Below are 14,872 nucleotides of genomic sequence, written 5' to 3'. Positions count from 1 at the left end.
GAGCAGGGCCGCGCCCTGGGCGGCGGCCGTCCGGGCGGGAGCCAGGACGTGGACGGCGAAGGCGCCGCCGGTGGAGGGGGGCTGCGCGGGGGCCGGGGCGCCGGGCTTGTTGTCCTCGCCGACGATGTAGAGGCCCTCGTCGCGGGAGGCGGCGCTGTCCTCGGAGGCCTGGTCGGCCTTCTTGCCCGCGGCCGCGGAGTCCCCGGCCTTCTTCTCGGTGTCCTGCCCGGCCTTCTCGCTCTTCGCGTCCTTGTCGTCCTTCGCGCCCTCGGCGGTCCTCTTCTCCGCGTCGTTCTTCGCACCCTCGGCGTCGGCCTTGTCGCTCTTGTCGCCCTTCTCGGCCTTGTCCGTCTTGTTGCTCTCCTTCTCCGCCTCGCTGCCCGCCTTGGTGTCCTTGGGCGGCTGCGCCGCGCCGCCCCGCGTCCAGCCGGCGTCCGCCAGCAGGGCCTGGGCCTCCTCGGTGTCCTGGTCGCCGAGCGCCCCGCTGCCGTCCTTGTAGCCGGGCTGCCCCGCGAGGGCGAGGTGGCTGCCGAGCGGCTCCGCCGGGAGGCCCAGCGGCCCCAGCACCGTCCGGGCCAGCTCCTCGCGGTCCAGGGCGCGGGCCACCGCCCGCCGGACCCGGTCGTCGGCGAGGGGGCCGGACTCGCCGTTCAGCGCGAGCTGCGTGTAGGCGGGTTCCAGGGACTTGCGGACCTCGAAGTCGCGCAGGGCCTTCTGTTCCGCGGTGTACGCGATGACGGCCTTGCGGTTCTTCTCCCGGGCGGCCTGCGCGATCTCCGCGGCCTTTTCGTCGGAGCCGTGCGCCAGGGCCCAGGAGCGCAGGGCCGCGGCGGGCGTGGTCCCGGAGCCCGGGCCGTGGGCGAGCGCCCGGCCGTTGCCGCCCCGGTCGCGGCGGGCGAGCGCGATGCGGTCGGCGGTGGCCGCGTCGATGTCGGCGACGTCCACCGTGCCGTCCGCGAGGGCCTGGGTGCGGTCCTCGGCGGCGACCGCCCGGAAGACGAGGGTGTCCAGCTTGGCCTTGTCGCCCCACCAGCGCGGGTTGCGGGCCAGCGTGACGGTGCCCTTGGACTTGCTGACGCCGCGCAGGACGAAGGGCCCGGCGGTGTTCTTCAGGGTGGTGCGCGCCCCGTCGTTGAAGGCGTCCGGCGAGCCGGTGATCTCCTTCGGGTAGAGCGGCGAGAACAGCGAGCGCCAGTCCGCGTACGGCTTGGAGAACGTGACCCGTACCTGGAGGTCGTCCGCGCCCCGCTCGATCTTCTCGATCCGCTCGTAACCGGAGTTGCGGGCGGTCCAGAACGCGGAGTCCTTGCCCCTGAGCGCCCGCCACTGGGCGACGAAGTCGGGGGCCCCGATCTCCCGCCCGTCGCTCCACACCGCCTGCTGGTTGAGCTTGTAGAGCACCACCTGCTTCGGCTCACGCTCAATGATCTTCGCGGATTCCAGGTAGTCCGGGTTGAGCTTCGGCTGCCCGGACGCGTCCATCGGGAAGAGGGCCGGGAGCAGGGCCCCGGTGATCCGGGTGGTGGCGCTGTCCGCGTCCGCCTGGAAGGCGTTGAAGGTGGCCGGCAGCGCGTCGACCGCCCAGTTCACCGTCGAACCGTCGGCGACCGCGTGGCGGGCGGCGGGGGCGATGTCCTGGGGCGCGCCCCGGGAGGTCTCCTCGCCGCCGGAGCTGCAGCCCGCCAGCACCGGGATCGTGAGCACCCCCGTCGTGAGGAGCGCGAGCGATCGGCGCTTTCGAACCGTCCCGCGCGGGACGCCGACGTGGGACATGGCTGATACCTCCGGGGCCGGCCCGGACCACCCCGTACCGGAATGGACCGGATAGTGCGTATGTGGTGGCATTTGCAGTTGATCACACTGATTCCTTCCGTCCACTGAAACGCCCCCTCGCGCGAGGCGGCGCAGACACGGCGGGCGGCAGCCCCAAGCTCACCCGGCCGGAGGAACGTTTCGCTCCCGCGGGCCGCGTGTGGCCCGGCGCACGTTCGGCGGGACCCCGTGCGGCCTTGCTCCCCCCGCGGCCCACGATCTAGGGTGAATGCGCTTTCACGAGCCTCGTGAGCGCGTCGGGCGGCGAGCAGGCCGCCGGCCCGGTACCAGCACACGCGCCAGGCGCGGCGCTACGAAAGAAGAAGCGGACGGTCAATCGAGTGAGCGCCCCCACGGTGTACGACGTCGCCGAGCGGTCGGGCGTCTCCATTGCCACGGTCTCCCGGGTGTACCGGAACCCCGATTCCGTACGCGCCCAGACCCGCGAGAAGGTCATGGAGGCGGCCCGCGAGCTGGGGTACGTGCCGTCCGGCAGCGCCCGGGGCCTGGCCAGCCGGACGACGGGTGTGCTCGGGCTGTGCTTCCCCGACTTCGCGGACCAGGACGCCGAGATCTCCGCCGCCGCGAGCGACGCGGACGACGACCAGGCCGTCATGCTCTACTCCGACCAGATCATCCGGGGCATGGAGCGGGCGGCACGGCGGCACGGCTACGCCCTGCTGATCGCCGCCGCGCTGGACGGCGGGCCGGAGAGCCTGGTGGCGAAGGTCGCGGGGCGGGTCGACGGGTTCGCCGTACTGGCGCGGACCGTGCCGACCGAGGACCTGGAGGTGATATCGCGCCGGCTTCCCGTGGTGATGCTCTCCGGACCGCGCGAGATCGACCACCTGGACCACATCGTGGTGGCCAACGCCGAGGGCGAGCGCGAACTGACCCGTCATCTGATCGAGGACCACGGGCTGCGCAGGCTGGCGTTCATCGGCGGCGAGGAGGACTCACCGGACGCCCAGGCCCGGTTCCGGGGCTTCCAGGAGGGGTGCCGGGACGCGGGCCTTCCGGTGCCCTCCCGGCCGGAGCTGCGCGCCGGGATGATGACGCAGGCCGAGGGCGCGCTGGCGGCGGGCACCCTGCTGGACCGGTCGGAGGGTACGGGGGTGGAGCGGCCGGAGGCGATGCTGTTCGCCAACGACCAGATGGCGGTCGGCGCACTCCAGGCGCTGGAGCGGCGCGGGGTGCGGGTGCCCGAGGACATCGCCGTGACCGGGTTCGACGGGATCCCGCTGAGCCGGATCGTCCGCCCGCCCCTGACGACCGTCCGCCAGCCGATCCGGCACCTGGGAGAGCAGGCGGTCGAACTGCTGGTCCAACGCCTGGCGGACCCGGGCCGCGCCCCGGTCTCGCTGGAACTGCCGGTCTCCGTGACCCGCCGCGCGAGCTGCGGCTGCGGCTGAACCGGGGAAGGCCGCAGGCCCTGAGGCCCCGCCCGGCCGGCGGGAGTGGCGCAGGTTCTGAGGCCCCGCCCGGCCGGCGGGAGTGGCGCGCGCCTGGCGGAGGCCTCCGCCTCAGGGCGTGCGGGGCAGCACCGCACACCGGGTCCGTCCGGCGAGGTGCGCGTGCCCGCCCCGGACGACCGGGACGCGCCGGCCGGGCTCGAAGCCGCCGAGTTCTTCGGGAAGTCGTGGCCGCGAGTCGGTGAGCAGCGCACCGTCGGCGGCGCGGAGGGTGACGGTGGTCGCCCACCGGTCGCCGTCGGGGCGGTCGCCGATGACGACGGACTCGACGGTGGCCTCCTCGACCACTCCCGTCACCGCGGCGTCCGCCCCGCCCCGGTCCGGCACGACCCCCTCGGCCGCGTCCCTCAGGGCCAGCAGGGCGAGCGGGTCGTGGTGGGGCTCGACGTGGACCAGGTACCGCATCGTCGGATGGCGGCGGAAGCCGACCAGCATGCCCGCGGTGATCCGGCAGCCGCGGTCGGCGTGGAACCGCAGGTGCCCGTAGACGAGTTGTCCGGTGTCCGACCCGATGGGCCGGGCGATGACCCGTACGTCGTGGAAGCCGTCGCGGTCGGCCCTGCCCCAGCTGATGATCTCGACGCCGACCACGACCGCGGCCTCTACCGGCGTGTCCGGGACCGGGCGCTCGGAGTCCTGGGGGCCGAGGTGGCTCGCGCAGGCGAGAACCAGGAGCACGGACAGGGCGGAGAGCAGGATCCACAGCCACGACAGGTCGGTGCCGGTCCACACGGCCACGGCGACGGCGACGGTCAGCGCCGCCGACGACAGGGTGGTCCGGCGGCGTACGCGCATCCTGCGGACCTGCCGGGCGTGCTCCGCCAGCATGAAGGCGTCCGGCTCCCCCACGTCCGGGCGATGTGTGCTCATGTCAGAACCAGGCAGGCCACAGCTCCCACCGCCCTCCTCGTGAGCGGACCACCGGCACCCGTCCGGTGTGCCGGGCCGTCGCTATCTCCTCCGGGCGGAGGAGGCCCCGGACGGTCACCGGGCCGTGGTCGCCGCACCTGGCGGTGATCACGACCTCGACGTGCCCCGCCCGCACCTCGCCGGTGGGGCGCACCTCCACCAGGTCGGCGTCCTCGGGCCGCCCTCCGTCCACCGCTTCGGCCGCCTCGTCGTCGATCAGCCCGAGAGCGCGGCGGTGGCGCAGCAACACCCGGCCGACCGCGTGTCCCGACAGGTCCGCGGCGGTGGCCCAGGTGTCGCCGAGGACATGGGTGACGCCTTCGCGCACCGGCTTGACCGGGAGGAACGTTCCGGCCCGGACGTTCCGCGCGCTCCTGACGTCGGTGTGCAGCGTCGTCTCCTCCCCGTCGGGCAGGCGCAACCGCAGCCGGGTGTGCACGCCGGCGCCCTCGTCGGCGTCCTTCCCGTCCAGCACCGCCAGGATCTCGGCCACCCGGACGTCTTCTTCGGCCGAACCGCCCGTGCCGACGGGACCGCCCTCCTGCCATCGGTGCAGGGCCGCGGGCGCTTCCTTCCAGGAGTGCAGGCGCAGGTCGTAGTGGACCGCCGGATCACGCGGCTTCGGCGGGCTCCGCAGCTCCCGCCACTCCGAGACCGCCAGAGCCCACATCAGCAACGTGACCGGAGCCATGACCACACACACGAAGACGACCATGCCTGTCGGGACCCCGTCCACGCCCTTCCCCCTCCGCCTCCGGCGCCCGGCCCCCCGGTCGCATGGGTGTCCCTGCTCAACTCGCCCTGTCGCGCCCGATCATCGTGCCGTCGAAGTCCGCGATCCGGAAGGGCCCGTACGCGCCGGTGACGTACGCGCGCACCGTCGGCTTCCCGTGGTCGGGCGCCCGGTTCGGCGCGGTCGCGTCGGATGTCGGCAGCCCGTTCATCACGACGCCGTCGTCAGACGGCCCGCAGCCGCTCCCCGAAGAACCGCGTCCGGTTCGCGTCCAGCTCCGCCGCCTCGGCCGCCATGCCCCGGTACGCGAAGTGCCCCGCCGTCAGCACCTGGAGTTCGCGCTCGCCGGCCAGCGCGTTGTGCACGGCGAACTGCCCCGGCGGCGGCACGGACGGGTCGAACAGCGCGGCCGCGACCAGCGTGGGCAGCGTCAGCCGGGTCGCCGCCGTCGCCGCGTCGAAGTAGCCGAGGACACCGGTGACCTCGGGGTGCTCACGGTGGTGCGCCCGGACCGCCTCGCCGCTGCCCGCGCAGGGCAGGGTCAGGCGCAGCGGGTGGTTGCCGAAGGTGGGGACGGTGAGCTGGGCCGCGCCGAAGCGGTCGTCCCAAGGCAGCGCGAGGGCCCCGAGCCCGCCGCCGAAGCTCTCGCCCAGGTAGCCGAGGCGGGGCCCGCCCGGGAGGCCCGCCCCGGCCAGTTCCGGGACGAGTGCCGTGAGGGCGGAGGCGGCGCACCACAGGTCGGCCGCGCAGTCGCCGATGACGTAGGTGTCGCGGGAGCCGATGCCGTGCAGGACGTGCTCGGCGGCCAGGTCCGGAATGCCGTCGACCCGACCCCGCTCCCCCATGCCCCGGACGCACGGCAGGATCACGGCGGACCCGGGCAGCGGCGCCGGAAGGTCGCGGCCGGGATCCTGGCGGCCGCCGTAGCCGTGCCCGACGACGAATCCGTACCGCACGGGCCCCTCGGCCGGGAGGGCGAGCCAGCCGCCGAGCCGGACGCCGCCCACGGAGGTGTAGGTCACGCCGTGGATCCGGGCGCCGTCGCGTTCCTCCTCGGCCGGGCCGAGGACCGGGCGCGTGTCGACCGCGCGGGCCCGCGCGCTGCGGTCCCGCCAGAAGGCGTCGAAGCCCTCCGGGGCGGGCGGGGCGGGGATGCCCAGCAGGGCGTCCGGCGCGTCGTATCCGTAGGCGGGATCGAACGGGAAGTCGTGGGGGAACGCGACGGAGGAGGCCATGCCGCGAGGGTAGACACCCGGCCACGGCCCACCGGGCCTGCCCCCGGCCCCCGGCTTCCCGGCCCCCGGCTTTCCGACCCCCTGCCCCGGCCCCGGCTTTCCGACCTGTCTCTTATACACATCTCTGAGCGGGCTNCGCGCCATCAGAGATGTGTATAAGAGACAGGGCCTGCCCCCGGCCCCCGGCTTCCCGGCCCCCGGCTTTCCGACCCCCTGCCCCGGCCCCGGCTTTCCGACCCCCTGCCCCTGCCCCGGCCCCGGCTTCCCGGCCCCCTGCCCCCGGCCCGCCGGCCTCGGCCCCGAGGCCCTTCGGCTTTCGCGCCTCCGAGACTCTTCGACCCGAACGACGAATCGGTCACATCGCCTGTTGTTCCACAAACAGCGCGATTACGGTTCAACAACAAGACGCCAGGATGTCGAGCGCGTTGCACGAGTGTGACCCAGCACCCTCTTGCGGATTCCCGAACGACTGGCGCACAGTGATGTATGCGCTTACAGGCAGCGCATACATCGCGCAGCATCCGGATTGCTCAAGGAGGAGCCCTCCCATGTCCCGCATCGCCAGAACCGCTCCCGCCGGCGTAGCGCTCGCGCTCGCCGTGACCCTTTCCGCCTGCGGCTCCTCCGGCGGCGACGTCGCGGCGGACGAGAAGCAGACGCTCACCGTGTGGGCCATGGGGGCCGAGGGCGAGAAGCTCGCCGACGTGGCCGAGGTCTACGAGAAGGCCAACCCGAACATCACCGTGAAGGTGACTCCGATCGGCTGGGACGTCGCCCACCAGAAGCTCGTCTCGGCAGCGGCGGCGGGCACCCTGCCCGATATGGCGCAGATGGGCGGGAGCTACCTGGGCGAGTTCTCCGAACTCGGCGTGCTGGAGCCGGTGGACACCAAGGTCTTCGACAAGAAGGACTTCTTCCCGGCGGGCTGGGAGCAGGGCGAGGTGGACGGCACCGCCTACGGCGTGCCGTGGTACGTGGACACCCGGGTCCTCTACTACCGCACGGACCTGGCCGAGAAGGCGGGCGTGACGAAGGCTCCGGCCGACTGGAAGGGGCTGAAGGAGCTGGCGGCCGCCTACCAGGAGAAGGCCGGTACGAAGTGGGGGCTGTCCATCCAGCCCAGCGGCCTGGACACCGTGCAGAACTTCTACTCCTTCCTGTACTCGGCGGGCGGCGAGATCGTCAACGACAAGGGCGAGGCCGTCGTCAACAGCCCTCAGGCCGTCAAGGCGCTGAAGGAGTACGGCTCGTACTTCGACAAGGGCCTCTCCAACAAGTCCGTACAGCCCGGCTACGACGTGGTGAAGGACTTCGGCAACGGCCGGGTCCCGATGTTCTTCGGCGGCCCCTGGCACGTGACGCTCCTCGACGAGGGCCAGCCGCAGATCAAGGGCAAGTGGGCCATCGCCAACGTCCCGGCGGACGCCTCCTCCACCTCCATGGCCGGCGGCTCCTCCCTCGTCGTCTCCAAGGACAGCGAACACAAGGCCGCGGCCACCGAGTTCATCAAGTACCTGACCGACACCAAGGGCCAGGCCGACTGGTACGAGCGGACGAAGGACCTGCCCGCCAACACCTCCGCGTGGGAGTCCGGAACGCTCGCCGACGACGCCGACCTCCAGATCTTCAAGAAGCAGATGGACACCGCCAAGTCCTCGCCGTCCCTGGCCAACTGGACCGAGATCACCGACAAGGTGGACCAGGCCATCGCCAAGGTGACGCAGGGCAAGGCTTCCGCCGAGGACGCGCTGAGGACCGCGCAGTCCGAGATCGAAGGTCTTGTGAAGCAGTAGCCATGAGCACCACGACCGAGAAGGCCCGAGGGACCCGGAAGGCCGGGGCCGCACCGTCCCCGGCCACCGGGGGCAGCCGGGGCCGTAAGCCGTCGATGGGCGTGCAGAACGCGGCGGGCTGGCTGTTCTCCACCCCGTTCCTCGTCCTGTTCACCGTCTTCATGGCGTTCCCGATCCTCGCCACGCTGGTGATGAGCTTCACGGACTTCGGGCTGCGCAACGTGACGCGCCCGTGGGAAGCGAACTTCATCGGGTTCGAGAACTACGTCAACCTCTTCGGCGACGAGAAGTTCCTCAAGTCCCTCTTCAACACCGGGTACTTCGTCGTCGTCGGCGTGCCGCTGACCATCGGCATCGGGCTGGTCGTCGCCGTTCTGCTGAACAACGGCATCGACCGGGCGCGGACCTTCTTCCGGGTCGGCTTCTACGCTCCGGTGGTCACCACCATCGTCGCGGTGGCCGTCGTCTGGCGGTTCGTCCTCGATCCGAGCGACGGGCTGATCGCGGGTCTCTTCTCCGAAGTGGGCTGGACGGCACCGGACTTCCTCGGCTCCGAGACGCTGGCGATGCCGTCGCTGATCGTCATGGCGGTCTGGCGGAACGTCGGCACGGTGATGGTGCTGTTCATCGCGGGCCTCCAGGCGATCCCCACCGAGGTGCGGGAGGCCGCGAAGCTCGACGGTGCGAGCGTCTGGCAGGAGTTCCGGGGCATCACGGTCCCGCTCCTGCGTCCGACCCTCCTCTACGCCACGGTGATCACGACGATCGGCTACCTCAACGTGTTCGAGGAGCCGTTCGTGATGACCCAGGGCGGCCCGTCCGACTCGACCCTCACGGTCTCGCTGAACATGTACCGCGAAGGGTTCAACTTCTTCCACATGGGCTACGCGAGCGCCATGGCGTACGTCCTCTTCGTGGTGATCATGGGCATCACGGTGCTCCAGCTCCGACTGCTGAAGGACAACACGAAATGAGCGCCAACAGCGGCGACGCGGCGGTCAAGCCCCTGAAGAGCTCCGCCGGGAAGAGCACCGCCGGGGAGAAGAACGGCGGGAGGAACAACGGCGACAGGAAGAACACCGGCGGAAAGCGGAGCGCCTCCCGCCCCCTGGTCTACGTCCTGCTCTCGCTCGGCCTGCTGGTCATGTCGGCGCCCTTCCTCTGGATGGGGCTCTCCGCCTTCAAGACGCAGAGCGAGCTGTCGGCCAGCCCACCGGTGTGGATCCCCACCGAGTGGACCCTGGAGAACTTCCGGCAGCTGCTCGACAAGCTGGACCTGCCGCTGTACTTCATGAACTCGGTGATCGTGGCGGTCCTGGTGACCGTCTCGAACCTGGTCTTCTGCTCGATGCTCGGCTACGCCCTGGCCAAGCTGAACTTCGTCGGCCGCAACAAGGTCTTCGGCCTGGTGCTCGGCGCGCTGATGGTGCCCGGCAACCTGATGCTGCTGCCACTGTTCGTGCTGATGAGCAAGCTCCAGCTGATCGACAGTTACGCGGGTCTGGTGCTGCCGTTCGCCGCCGGGGCCTTCGGGGTCTTCCTGATGCGCCAGTTCATGCAGTCGATCCCGGACGAGCTGCTGGAAGCGGCCCGGATGGACGGCGCGAGCGAGTGGTACATCTTCTGGCGGATCGTGATGCCGCTGGTCAAGCCCGCCCTCGCGACGCTGTCGATCTTCACGTTCCTGGGCTCCTGGAACAACTTCGTCTGGCCGCTGATCGCGACCAACGACCCCGACAAATACACCCTCCCGGTGGCCCTGGCGACGTTCGCCACCGACCCCAACAAGGCCGGCGGCTCGAACGGGATGCTGATGGCCGGGGCCTTCCTGATCGTGCTGCCGGTGCTGGTCGTCTTCATCGCGCTGCAACGGCACTTCACGCAGGGCATCGCCACGGCGGGCATGAAGTAACGCGTCCGTCCGGGCACTTCACGTACGAGGCCGCACCCCGCCCCGTAACAGAGCGCGGCCACACCCCTCACCACCACCAGAAAGACATGTCGCGATGACACACACCCCCGCTCCGAACCAGAAGACCCCCGTACCGTTCCCCGAGGGCTTCCTCTGGGGCGCCTCCACGGCCGCCTTCCAGATCGAGGGCAACAACACCAACAGCGACTGGTGGGTCAAGGAGCACACCGCGGGCACCCACATCCAGGAGCCGAGCCTGGACGCCTGCGACAGCTACCACCGCTGGCCCGAGGACATGGACCTGCTGGCCTCTCTCGGCTTCACCGACTATCGCTTCTCCCTCGAATGGGCCCGCGTCGAGCCGGTCGAAGGCCGCTTCTCCCGCGCCGAACTGGCCCACTACCGGCGGATGGTGGAGGGCGCGATCGAGCGCGGCCTGCGCCCGATGGTGACCCTGCACCACTTCACCGTCCCGCAGTGGTTCGAGGCACGCGGCGGCTGGACGGCCGAGGGCGCGGTGGAGCTGTTCGCCCGGTACGTCGCGGCGTGCGCGCCCGTCATCTCCGAGGGCGTCAGCCACGTCTGCACGATCAACGAGCCGAACATGGTCGCCGTCATGGCGGGCCAGGCCAAGCGCGGCGACAACAGCTTCCCGCCCGCCGGTCTGCCCACGCCCGACGACGAGACGACCGAGGCCGTCATCGCCGCCCACCACGCGGCCGTCAAGGAGGTCCGGGCCCTGGACGCGGGCATCCAGGTCGGCTGGACGATCGCCAACCAGGTCTACCAGGCCCTCCCCGGCGCGGAGGACGTCACCGCCGCCTACCGCCACCCGCGCGAGGACGTCTTCATCGAGGCGGCGCGCGGCGACGACTGGATCGGCGTGCAGTCCTACACCCGTACGCGGATCGGCCCCGACGGACCGATCCCGACGGCCGACGACGTCGAGCGGACGCTGACGACGTGGGAGTACTACCCGAGCGCGGTCGGCGAGGCGCTGCGCCACACGGCCGAGGTGGTGGGCGACGTCCCGCTGATCGTCACGGAGAACGGCATCGCCACCGACGACGACAGCCGCCGCGTCGACTACTACGCGGGCGCGCTGGACGAGGTCGCGTCCGCGCTGGCCGACGGCATCGACATCCGGGGCTACCTGGCGTGGAGCGCCCTGGACAACTACGAGTGGGGCACGTACAAGGCCACGTTCGGCCTGATCGCCATCGACTGGGAGACCTTCGAGCGGACCCCGCGCGACTCGGCGAGGTGGCTGGGCTCGCTCGGCCGCACCCGCGAACTCCCGCGCACGGCAGTCTGATTCATCCCCCGGGCTGCCCCTCCGTACGGGGAGCCACCTGACGGCTCCCTCGGGTGGGCCGGGGCCGGCGGATCCTGACGACCGCCGGCCCCCGTCCGCCCGGCACCAAGCCCCCCTCCGGGCCCCCGCACGACCCCGCACACCCGGGCGCGACCGCATACGCGCCCGCACGGCCTCGGACGCCCGCACACCCCCGCGTCCCCCGCACGACCTGGCACGACCCCCGCACGGCCGAACACCACGACTCGCCCTCCCCCTCCCCCTTCTGCCACCAGGAGCCGGAACGATGGACCGTCGCACGTTTCTCACCGCCGCAGGGACCGGGGCCGCCGCCCTGTCGCTCGGAGCCGTAACCGCCCCGGCGGCTGTCGCCGCCCCCGCCGACCCACGCCTGCTCACGACCTGGTTCCGCGACACGTACCGCTCGATCGAGGCGATGACGACCGACTTCGGTCTCGTCACCGACAAGATTGACCTCAGCGGCCCCGGCGCCCCCGCCCAGTCCGCCCAGACCTCGCCGACCAACATCGGCTGCGGCCTGTGGTCGACGGTCGCCGCCGCGGGCCTGGGCGTGATCGGCGAGGACGCGATGCTCCGGGCCCTGACCCGGACGGTCGCAGCCGTCGAGAAGCTGGAGCGCCACCACGGCTTCTGGCTCAACTGGTACGACGCGCACGACGGTTCGGTGCTCACCCAGTGGCCGGGCACCGGCGATCCGGTCCGCCCGTTCCTGTCCTCCGTCGACAACGCCTGGCTGGTGACGGGCCTGCGGACAGCCGCCGACGCCGCGCCCTCGCTGCGCCCCCGCATCCACCGCATCCTGGCCACGGCGGACTGGTCCTACTTCTACACCCCCTACGACCCCGCCGACCCGGTCGCGGGCCCCGGCCAGCTGCGCGGCGGCGTCTGGACCGACACGGACGAGCCGACCCCGCACCACTACGGGGCGCTCAACACCGAGCCGCGCATGGCCAGTTACCTCGGCATCGCGGACGGCTCCCTCCCCGGCGACCACTACTGGCACCTGCTGCGGACGATGCTGCCGGAGCACGAGCAGGAGCAGAAGCCCGGCGGCGGCTACGTCACGGTCGACGGCGTACGCGTCTGGAACGGGCACTACACCCACCGCGGCCGCAAGGTCGTCCCCACCTGGGGCGGCTCGATGTTCGAAGCGCTGATGGTGCCGCTGTTCGTGCCGGAGCAGCAGTGGTCGCCGCGCGCGTGGGGCGTGACCCACCACCGCTACGTACGCGGCCAGATCGACCACGGTCTGCGGGAGGCGGAGTACGGCTACTGGGGCTTCTCCCCCTCCAACGTCCCCGAGGACGGCTACCAGGAGTACGGGGTCGACGCCCTCGGCATGGCGGTCGACGGCTACGCCTCCAACACCGACCGCACGCACACCACGGACGGCGAACCCCTCCCGCCGCCCTCGGCGTTCACCAACGGCGTGGTCACCCCGCACGCCTCCTTCCTGGCCCTGCCGTACGCCGGCCGGGAGGCGGTGGCCAACCTGCGGGCGCTGGACCGGGACTTCGGCGCGTACGAGGACGGGCTCGGCTTCCGCGACTCGGTGAACGTGTCCACGGGCCGGGTCAGCGACTTCATGCTCGCCCTGGACCAGGGAATGATCGTCGCAGCCCTCGCCCAGGAACTGCGCCCGGGGCTGCTGCAACGCCCGTTCCGGACTGGCGGCTTCCGGAGCCGGGTGCGGCCGCTGCTGGAGCGGGAGAGGTTCTCGATCTGAGCCCCGGCCGGCCCGTTCTTCGCGCGGAGGGCATGCCGGGTGACGGTGCCGAACGACAGCGCGCTACCGCGTCACGGAGGCCGGCCGGCCGCGTGCGGGGCGACGAGCGATGCGCTGTTCGAGCCGCACCCGGCGGTCCGGCCACTCCTCCGCGGTGATCGAGAAGATCGCGGAGTCCCGCAGCCGGCCGTCCTCGCCCGGAGCCCAGGACCGGGACCAGTTCCGCAGCACGCCCTCGAACCGCGCGCCCGTCGCTTCGATCGCGGCCCGGGAGCGGCCGTTGCGCGCGTCCGTCTTCAGGTCGACCCGTGCCACGCCCCACTCCTCGAACGCGTGCCGGAACATCAGGTACTTGGCCTCGATGTTCGCCCCGGTGCCCTGAGCGGACGCGGCGAGCCAGGTGAATCCGACTTCGATCGCGCACAGACCGTCGCGGTCCGGCCACAACCGAGGATCCCAGTACGCCGTAGCACCCACAGCCCTTCCCGACGCCGGGTCCACCTGCGCGTACGGGGCCATCCTTCCGGCAGCCGCACGGCCGAGCTGGATATCGATGTACTCCTGGACCTCCGCGGTCGTGGGCACCCAGGTGAACCGGTACGAACTCCGGTCCTCCTCGGCCGCCTCGGCCAGGTCCGCCGCGTGCCGCTGCCCCAGCGGCTCCAGGCGCACGAGCGTGCCCTCCAGAACCGGTCCCTCCAGCGTGAAACCCATCGACCGCCCGTCCGTGTGTCGCCTCAAGTCGCGCCTGTCCAGGCCGGAAGGCCGCGGGCGACAGCGTCGCAGAGCCGAGACATCGTGTCGCGCGAAATTCGCGCCCCCGGGCCGCCTGCCGGGCGGACCGGGGGCGGCCCCGTTCAGGTCACTTCAGTCCAGTCCAGTCCAGGCACCGGGTTGTCCGGAGTGTCCAGCCACACCGTGGCCCGATGTGGTCAAGATCGGTGCGGTGGACATCGACGCCGGCCCGGGCCTCACCACCACCTCAAGCGCCGCGGGGACGCGGCCTCTGACGGCCCCGCCGGGGCAGGACAGGCAGGGCGGGCCCTTAATTGTCCTTCGCGAGCGGCGACGGCTTTCACTCTGCGGGCTCCCCTGGTCGCTCCCCCGCGAGGACCGCGTCCACCGCCGCGAGCGTCGGATCGACGATGGACCAGTCGTGGGCGGAGGGGTGGCCGGCGAACAGCCCGCACGCGTCCCCGCCCCGGGGGGCGATCGCGCCGCACCAGGGCAGCTCCGCAAGGGTCGCCCGCTCGCCCCTCCAGCGGGCCCAGACAGCGGTGTGGTTGGCGTCGTCCTCCCACAACACCATCGTGTGATCGCCTTCGTGGTCCTCAGCCAGCTCACAGAGGAGGTACCCGGCCTCCGGGCGGCTGCCACCGGCACCGGCGAGCCGGATCAGGAACTCCGGCGGCGGTAGCAGAGTTACGGCGGTGCACTGGTTCATGGGGTGGGAAACCTCCGGTCGCCGTCATGGCGCGTCGGTGTCGGGTACGTCGGGGGCATCGGGCGCGCCGGGAGCGTCGTCCTCGGAGACGAGTCGCCGGGCCTCGCTGTGGACGTGTTCGGCGATGAGGTCGCCGAGCGGGTCGGTCACGGAGAAGGAGTGCGGCCCGGGGTGGTGGTCGAAGTACACGCAGGTGGTGACCGTGCGGGTCGCGAGCTCGCGGAGCACGGCGGGGCACGGCCGCAGCGTGTCGAGCCGGTGGACGCGGTGGGCGCCGGTCCCCGACCAGCGGAACCACAGGTCCCGGTCGTCCGGCGCCTCCGCCGTCCACAGGTGCGCGGCGTGCTCGGCCGTCTCGTCGTGGCCGGCCAGCTCGCACAGGACGAAGTCCTCCGGCTCCACGACGTCGGATGGGTGCTCGGGCCCGCCTTCCATCGTGGCCAGCGCCAGCAGCGCTTCGGCGTACGGGACTTGGGACACGGCGGTGCATTGCAGCACGG

At 72.0% G+C, this 14,872-nt stretch carries 14 protein-coding genes; 6 read left to right on the top strand and 8 right to left on the bottom strand.

Annotated features, from left to right (window positions below; all coding sequences use genetic code 11):
- Window positions 1-1,773 (bottom strand): ABC transporter family substrate-binding protein (locus tag CR470_RS15390; RefSeq protein WP_097868162.1); only part of this gene is annotated, 1,773 nt, incomplete at its 3' end.
- 380 nt (window positions 1,774-2,153) lie between these two features.
- Here CR470_RS15390 and CR470_RS15385 point away from each other — a divergent pair.
- A complete protein-coding gene (locus CR470_RS15385; protein ID WP_097868161.1) occupies window positions 2,154-3,224 on the top strand; it encodes a LacI family DNA-binding transcriptional regulator in 1,071 nt (356 codons plus the stop codon).
- A 111-nt stretch (window positions 3,225-3,335) separates the two neighbouring features.
- Here CR470_RS15385 and CR470_RS15380 read toward each other — a convergent pair whose 3' ends face one another.
- The 4 genes from CR470_RS15380 to CR470_RS15370 are packed head-to-tail and all read right to left on the bottom strand — an operon-like array spanning window position 3,336 to window position 6,161.
- Window positions 3,336-4,154 (bottom strand): hypothetical protein, encoded by an 819-nt coding sequence (locus CR470_RS15380; protein WP_097868160.1) that lies wholly within the window; start codon window positions 4,152-4,154, stop codon window positions 3,336-3,338.
- 1 nt (window position 4,155) lies between these two features.
- Entirely contained in the window at window positions 4,156-4,929 is a 774-nt protein-coding gene (locus CR470_RS15375; protein ID WP_143663811.1) for a hypothetical protein, read from the bottom strand.
- Window positions 4,930-4,984: 55 nt separating this feature from the next.
- On the bottom strand, window positions 4,985-5,137 hold the full coding sequence (locus CR470_RS39540) for a hypothetical protein (protein WP_179892261.1): 153 nt from the start codon (window positions 5,135-5,137) through the stop codon (window positions 4,985-4,987).
- Window positions 5,138-5,150: 13 nt separating this feature from the next.
- Entirely contained in the window at window positions 5,151-6,161 is a 1,011-nt protein-coding gene (locus tag CR470_RS15370) for an acetylxylan esterase (RefSeq protein WP_097868158.1), read from the bottom strand.
- Between the two features lie 548 nt (window positions 6,162-6,709).
- On the opposite strand from CR470_RS15370, the gene CR470_RS15365 reads away from it, so the two are divergent.
- The 5 genes from CR470_RS15365 to CR470_RS15345 all read left to right on the top strand — a co-directional run bounded on the left by CR470_RS15365 (window position 6,710) and on the right by CR470_RS15345 (window position 12,928).
- On the top strand, window positions 6,710-7,954 hold the full coding sequence (locus tag CR470_RS15365) for a sugar ABC transporter substrate-binding protein (protein ID WP_097868157.1): 1,245 nt from the start codon (window positions 6,710-6,712) through the stop codon (window positions 7,952-7,954).
- 2 nt (window positions 7,955-7,956) lie between these two features.
- Window positions 7,957-8,928, top strand: coding sequence for a carbohydrate ABC transporter permease (locus CR470_RS15360; protein WP_097868156.1), 972 nt, complete (start codon window positions 7,957-7,959; stop codon window positions 8,926-8,928).
- A complete protein-coding gene (locus CR470_RS15355) occupies window positions 8,925-9,866 on the top strand; it encodes a carbohydrate ABC transporter permease (RefSeq protein ID WP_373561414.1) in 942 nt (313 codons plus the stop codon). The genes CR470_RS15360 and CR470_RS15355 overlap by 4 nt, the downstream gene beginning before the upstream one ends.
- A 94-nt stretch (window positions 9,867-9,960) precedes the next feature.
- Window positions 9,961-11,181 (top strand): glycoside hydrolase family 1 protein, encoded by a 1,221-nt coding sequence (locus tag CR470_RS15350; RefSeq protein WP_097868155.1) that lies wholly within the window; start codon window positions 9,961-9,963, stop codon window positions 11,179-11,181.
- 286 nt (window positions 11,182-11,467) lie between these two features.
- Entirely contained in the window at window positions 11,468-12,928 is a 1,461-nt protein-coding gene (locus CR470_RS15345) for a glucoamylase family protein (protein ID WP_097868154.1), read from the top strand.
- Between the two features lie 63 nt (window positions 12,929-12,991).
- On the opposite strand, the gene CR470_RS15340 is transcribed toward CR470_RS15345, so the two are convergent.
- The 3 genes from CR470_RS15340 to CR470_RS15330 form a co-directional block, all read right to left on the bottom strand.
- Window positions 12,992-13,642, bottom strand: a complete 651-nt coding sequence (locus CR470_RS15340) for a GNAT family N-acetyltransferase (protein WP_097868153.1) — start codon at window positions 13,640-13,642, stop codon at window positions 12,992-12,994.
- Between the two features lie 361 nt (window positions 13,643-14,003).
- Window positions 14,004-14,372: a hypothetical protein gene (locus CR470_RS15335; protein ID WP_097868152.1), complete on the bottom strand. Its 369-nt coding sequence runs from the start codon at window positions 14,370-14,372 to the stop codon at window positions 14,004-14,006.
- 24 nt (window positions 14,373-14,396) lie between these two features.
- A complete protein-coding gene (locus tag CR470_RS15330) occupies window positions 14,397-14,870 on the bottom strand; it encodes a hypothetical protein (protein WP_097868151.1) in 474 nt (157 codons plus the stop codon).
- Between the last annotated feature and the right edge of the window lie 2 nt (window positions 14,871-14,872).

The sequence above is a fragment of the Streptomyces sp. rh34 genome (genome assembly GCF_002551245.1).
Taxonomy (GTDB): Bacteria; Actinomycetota; Actinomycetes; order Streptomycetales; family Streptomycetaceae; genus Streptomyces.
Note: the sequence above shows the minus strand (reverse complement) of the source record. Positions and strands in the feature narration are given on the sequence as shown.

Bases quoted from the DNA above. Each gene is read 5' to 3' on its own strand.
- CR470_RS15350 (WP_097868155.1), top strand. From the start codon at position 9,961: ATGACACACACCCCCGCTCCGAACCAGAAGACCCCCGTACCGTTCCCC.
- CR470_RS15340 (WP_097868153.1), bottom strand. From the start codon at position 13,642: ATGGGTTTCACGCTGGAGGGACCGGTTCTGGAGGGCACGCTCGTGCGC.
- CR470_RS15370 (WP_097868158.1), bottom strand. From the start codon at position 6,161: ATGGCCTCCTCCGTCGCGTTCCCCCACGACTTCCCGTTCGATCCCGCC.
- CR470_RS39540 (WP_179892261.1), bottom strand. From the start codon at position 5,137: ATGAACGGGCTGCCGACATCCGACGCGACCGCGCCGAACCGGGCGCCC.
- CR470_RS15360 (WP_097868156.1), top strand. From the start codon at position 7,957: ATGAGCACCACGACCGAGAAGGCCCGAGGGACCCGGAAGGCCGGGGCC.
- CR470_RS15345 (WP_097868154.1), top strand. From the start codon at position 11,468: ATGGACCGTCGCACGTTTCTCACCGCCGCAGGGACCGGGGCCGCCGCC.
- CR470_RS15335 (WP_097868152.1), bottom strand. From the start codon at position 14,372: ATGAACCAGTGCACCGCCGTAACTCTGCTACCGCCGCCGGAGTTCCTG.
- CR470_RS15365 (WP_097868157.1), top strand. From the start codon at position 6,710: ATGTCCCGCATCGCCAGAACCGCTCCCGCCGGCGTAGCGCTCGCGCTC.
- CR470_RS15380 (WP_097868160.1), bottom strand. From the start codon at position 4,154: ATGAGCACACATCGCCCGGACGTGGGGGAGCCGGACGCCTTCATGCTG.
- CR470_RS15355 (WP_373561414.1), top strand. From the start codon at position 8,925: ATGAGCGCCAACAGCGGCGACGCGGCGGTCAAGCCCCTGAAGAGCTCC.